This window comes from Aneurinibacillus sp. UBA3580, assembly GCF_002375825.1.
In the GTDB taxonomy this organism is placed as follows: Bacteria; Bacillota; Bacilli; order Aneurinibacillales; family Aneurinibacillaceae; genus Aneurinibacillus; species Aneurinibacillus danicus.
This window is the reverse complement of sequence record NZ_DFMZ01000039.1, coordinates 1829-6326: the sequence shown is the minus strand read 5'-3', so window position 1 is coordinate 6326 and position 4498 is coordinate 1829. Positions and strand designations below refer to the sequence as shown.

Genomic DNA, 4498 nt, shown 5'->3' with positions numbered 1-4498 from the left:
CACAATTTTCACAGAAAAAGGAGAACTCAGGAGGAATAAAGATGATAGAACTAATCCATAAAAGAGACAAAAAAGAAATTGAACTATTATTCACTGGTAATATTGTTCTTGAAACGATTAATCGTACAGAACATATCCCTCATACATTAATTCAAGGAATTGAAACCGTTTTAATCAACTTAAAAAATATTAGCTTTATTGGTCATTTTACGGATTGTTCATGTTTGCTTCCACACGATCCAAATTCTGAACCGTAAACAATTTGTAGTATGCCCCCTGCGCACTCATCAGTTCCTGATGCGTCCCTTCCTCTTTAATCGTTCCGTCTTCAATCAGCACAATTTTATCGGCATGCGTAATCGTTGATAAACGGTGGGCAACAATAAACGTTGTCCGGTTATGTGCCAGCCGTTCCAGCGATTGCTGAATCAGGTGCTCCGACTCCAAATCAAGTGCCGATGTCGCTTCATCCAGAATTAAAATACGCGGGTTTTTCAAAAATACGCGAGCGATTGCAATCCGCTGTTTTTGCCCCCCGGATAGCTTTACGCCCCGCTCTCCGATTTCCGTATCATATCCGTTCGGCAGTTCCATAATAAAATCATGCGCATTGGCCGCTTTGGCCGCCGCAATCATTTCCTCTTCACTTGCATTCGGATTTCCCATCAAAATATTTTCCTTTATCGAATCGCTGAACAAAATGTTGTCCTGCAGTACGATTCCAATCTGGCTGCGCAAACTTTTCATCGTCACATCCCGCACGTCATACCCGTCGATACAGATGCTTCCTTCCCTCACATCATAGAAACGAGGCAGCAAGCTAATCAACGAAGATTTTCCACCCCCGCTCGCACCAACCAGCGCCACAGTTTTTCCTGGTTCCACCGTCAGTGTAATGCCCTTCAGTACGTCCTCTCCGTCTGGTGCATAGCGGAAGTGCACATTCGCAAACGTCACATGACCGGCCACCGGCGGCAATTCGCGCGCATCTGGTTTATCTGCTATCTCATGCTTCTCATCCATAAATTCGAACACCCGATCCATCGAAGCAAACGCCTGCGTTAGCGTTGTCGAAGAATTTACGAGACGGCGCAATGGCGCATACAAGCGGTCAAGATAGGCATAAAACGCCACCAATTCTCCAACCGATAAATTGCCATGAATGACCTGGTATCCCGCCACGGCAATCACCAACAGCGGTGCAATATCTGTAACCGTATTTACCACGGCAAATGTTTTCGCATTCCAGCTGGTATGTTCCAGCGCTCTAGTAAGGAACGTTTTATTCCGCTCATCAAACTGTACCTGCTCATGTTCCTCCAGCGCAAAGCCTTTAATCACCGGTATCCCCTGTACCCTTTCGTGAAGATGCGCCTGCAAAGACGCCAATGCTTGAGAACGCACACGGGTCAAATGCCGCAGACGTGAATAAAAATATTTCACAGAAAATCCATACAGGGGGAACATACAGATCGCAACAAGAGTTAACCATCCATCCATCGAGAACATGATACCGAGTGCAATCAAAAGCGTCACCAGATCCAGCCATATGTTCATCAGACCGGTATCCACAAAGCTTTTTGTCTGTTCGACGTCATTAATCACGCGCGAGATGACTTCCCCCGCGCGGTGATTATGAAAATAACGAAGCGATAGTTTTTGAATATGGTCAAAGGCCCGATTCCTTATATCGTACAGCACCGTATTCGACACAGACTGCGCCAGATACTGCCGCCAGTACTCAATAGGCCAGCGCACAATCGTAAATAGAAAAAAAACAATGGCCATAGCATACAGCAAATTTTTCATTTTATCATCCGCCGGCATTTTCGCAAGCAGAACATCATCCACTACGTATTTTAACAGCAGCGGCATAATCAACGGGATTCCGAATTTGATGATGCCTATGACAATCGTCAGTCCAATCTTTGTTCCATACGGCTTAACAAATACAAGATATCTTCGTATGCTGCCCAATTCCTCAGCCCCTTTCTGTGCCTCCCGCGGCTGAATAAAAAACTCCCTTTCTTTACGAAAAGGAGTTTCATGGATTTCGCAAGTGCAAATAGCGCTCATACCAGCGATCGACAAAACCTGGATGAAAAGGTCCTCTCCTCTCCTGAATCCAGGTGACGACCTCTTGCACTCCCTTATATACCATATCGATTACGTCTTGAGGGTACTGCATTCGCCGGCTGTGCAGCGCGAACTCTTCTTTATCCAGAATGGTATAGCTCATATCCGGATAGACCTTCACGTCCAGGTCATAGTCTATGTACGTTAGCAACTCGTTGCGCAAAGAAAACGGCGAGCCGATGTTGCAGTAATAATAAATCCCGTCTGTCCGAATCATTGCAATCGTGTTGAACCATTGCCCGCGGCCAAACGTACATATCGCCGGTTCGCGCGTTCGCCACTCCCGTCCGTCCGATTCCGTGACTCGGACGTTATCGTTGCCGCCAATGAGAACCGCGTCACTTAAGTGAAGCAGCAGCGTTTTGTCCCATGAACGGTGAAACGATTGATCATGCTTAAAGCTTTCGATGCGAAGCGGGGTTCCGGGTGACGTCATCACGCTCTCCTTCCTTCTTATTATATAATGTATACGAACACTCCTTCACGCTCATTCTTCCCTTTTTTGGCGTGAATGAAGCAGACGCCCTCTATTCCGTATCAGGCGTTATTAACTTCTTCGATAAGGTAATATATTCCTTCACTTCATATCCAAGCAAGCTATAAAAAGGAAGGACCTTCTTATTATCCTGATTTACCATGATAAATACTCTTGTTACGCCTCTTTCTTTAAAGCGCTTCTCCAGCGCTTCTACCAGTTTGCGTCCGATCCCCCTACCCTGCAGCGCAGGATTGACGGCAAGCCGATAAAAATAGCCACGTGTTCCATCAATGGTTCCTACAATAACCCCGGCCACTTCTCCTTCGTACTCAGCAATCATAACGAGATCGCTATCCCAAGCCAATTGCTTCGCCAATGCGTCAAGCGTTTCCGTTTCCGTCTGCTCTAATCCTGTTTCCTGCCAGATGCGTGTGATGTGTACATAATCTCCTAAACGAAACGACCGTATTAACACGCCAACGTCCTCCCTGCTTTTCGTCTATCTTTTATTTTACACTACATAGTGTCAAATGTCGCTATTTACAGGGCAGGAAAAGCGCAGAAAAAGAAAAACCCGCCGGATACAGGCAGGTTTTCGGCGTTTATTGCTGGTTTTGGAGCAATTCGCGCCATTGCCGATACATATTACGAACAGCTTGTTCCTTCTCACCGATAATGACGTTTCTCTCCAGAATAAGCTTCTCCACGCGAACAATCGCCTGATCTACTTGGTCAAGGGCAAATACATCGATAGCATCTTCCTGAAGAAGAACAGCGCGACGATCGGCTAAATCCATTTTCATCCACTGATAGGCGGCAAGTATCTGGCGCTCCTGTCTAAGGCTATCGTCCATCTCCGCTTCCCAGGTCAATACTTCTTCAAGAGGATACATAACTTATTGCCCCTTCCTTTTTAGTTTTATTCACTAAGTATATTCACTTCTCTCCCAAGAAAAACCTTTCATTTTTCCTTAATTTTTTGAACTTTTTATGTCAGGAATGCTACGGCAACACTATGGCACAGGTTTTCTTTTCTCAAGAAGCAATTCTGTCCGCGTGATTTACGTATGAGCGGGAACGGCCAAACATCCGGACAACTCAATGATGGAGACAGCGGCCGTTCGGGTCCGCTCTCCCGCTTTCTCACAGATACGTTTAAAAATGAACAGTTGCGGCAAAAGTAAAAAGGGGAACGAAGCGGGACGTAATTTGGACGAGTTGAGCGGTGTGCCAATGGCAGAATGGGACATGAAAACATATTTACTATACTTTTTTATCTGTTTTGTATTGAATTCTAATATCAGTACGATATAATTAATTTTGGAAACAAATCCGTGTACAACCAAAAAGGAGGAGTTTTATTATGGCAAAGTTTGAATTACCAGCTTTACCTTACCCTTTTGATGCGCTTGAACCGCACATCGATGCACAAACAATGGAAATTCACCACGACAGACACCATGCAACCTACGTAAACAACTTAAATGCAGCACTCGAAGGACAAGAAGAGCTGGCAAGCAAAAGCATCGAAGATTTACTACGCAACATTAACAGCGTACCGGAAAACATCCGTACAGCCGTACGCAACAACGGCGGCGGCCACTATAACCACAGCCTTTTCTGGGAAATTATGAGCCCGAACGGCGGCGGCGAGCCGACAGGTGAAATCGCGGACGCGATTAACGAATCGTTCGGCAGCTTCGAAAAATTAAAAGAAGAATTCGCAAAAGCAGCAGCTACCCGTTTCGGAAGCGGCTGGGCTTGGCTTATCGTTGACAACGGCAAATTGGCAATCACCAGTACGCCGAACCAAGACAATCCGCTGATGGAAGGCAAAACTCCGATCCTTGGCCTGGACGTATGGGAGCATGCTTACTACCTGAA

6 protein-coding genes are annotated in these 4498 nt (G+C 45.8%); 2 read left to right on the top strand and 4 right to left on the bottom strand.

The genetic code is table 11. The annotated features are described in order from the left end of the window. Positions 1-257, top strand: a 257-nt coding sequence (locus B2899_RS06170; protein ID WP_286884508.1) for a hypothetical protein, incomplete at its 5' end; no start/stop codon positions are given. Here B2899_RS06170 and B2899_RS06165 read toward each other — a convergent pair. From B2899_RS06165 to B2899_RS06150, 4 genes are all read right to left on the bottom strand, one after another. Further along, the gene (locus tag B2899_RS06165; RefSeq protein ID WP_286884507.1) at positions 208-1977 is read right to left on the bottom strand and encodes an ABC transporter ATP-binding protein; all 1770 of its coding nucleotides are present in this window, start codon (positions 1975-1977) and stop codon (positions 208-210) included. The genes B2899_RS06170 and B2899_RS06165 overlap by 50 nt on opposite strands. Before the next feature lie 67 nt (positions 1978-2044). After that, a complete protein-coding gene (locus B2899_RS06160; RefSeq protein WP_371863542.1) occupies positions 2045-2575 on the bottom strand; it encodes a DUF402 domain-containing protein in 531 nt (176 codons plus the stop codon). Positions 2576-2663: 88 nt separating this feature from the next. Next, complete coding sequence (locus tag B2899_RS06155) at positions 2664-3089, bottom strand: GNAT family N-acetyltransferase (protein ID WP_146809177.1); 426 nt, start codon at positions 3087-3089, stop codon at positions 2664-2666. Positions 3090-3216: 127 nt separating this feature from the next. After that, entirely contained in the window at positions 3217-3507 is a 291-nt protein-coding gene (locus tag B2899_RS06150) for a hypothetical protein (protein WP_146809178.1), read from the bottom strand. 470 nt (positions 3508-3977) lie between these two features. On the opposite strand from B2899_RS06150, the gene B2899_RS06145 reads away from it, so the two are divergent. Beyond that, positions 3978-4498, top strand: a 521-nt coding sequence (locus tag B2899_RS06145) for a superoxide dismutase (RefSeq protein ID WP_286884504.1), incomplete at its 3' end; no start/stop codon positions are given.